Here is a 585-nt window from a genome sequence, read left to right on the forward strand (position 1 = left end):
CTCTATTTGTTGTAACATTAAATCCATTGAATATTTTGTTAATCCCCCGCTTCTGTAAGGAGGAATTCCCAGGCTATAATGTAGAATTCTCATACTTTTCCAGCACCTTTTTACTCAATATAAATAATTTAAATTTTATAAATATTTAACCCTTCATCAATTTGCTTTCTAAATCTTTCCCTACGTTTATCCATTGAAAATCCTCTTGAACTTCTGACCATGTTAAAGGAAGATTATTATTGATAAAACTATCTGTAAGTTTTATCAACTCTTTATAAATCAACTCTTCTTCATTCAGAAAAACTGGACCTTTATTCGCCTTTTTCATTAATGGTCCCAACTCATCTTCAAAATCACCTAAGAGAGTGAAGATTACTGCATTACTTCCAAAATACTCATACGCTTTTCCAGGTACTTGAGTGCTATTTGCATTACCATACAAAAGTAACGCATCTGCGTTAATTATAAAATTCAATGCTTCCTCATAAGATACCGGAGGAACAATATTAACGTTACTAAACTTCTGTAGCTGCGTTTTATCTGTATCGTTATCAAATTGTCCAATGAAAATAATATTTAACTTTT

Annotated in this window: 1 pseudogene; it reads right to left on the reverse strand. The window is 30.9% G+C overall.

What is annotated here, in order from left to right:
- Positions 1 to 145: 145 nt before the first annotated feature.
- Positions 146 to 585 (reverse strand): annotated as a pseudogene (locus RB298_RS17175) (hypothetical protein); the annotation flags it as partial.

Source organism: Priestia sp. BR_2 (assembly GCF_041954005.1).
Classification (GTDB): Bacteria; Bacillota; Bacilli; order Paenibacillales; family Paenibacillaceae; genus Paenibacillus_AQ; species Paenibacillus_AQ lautus_A.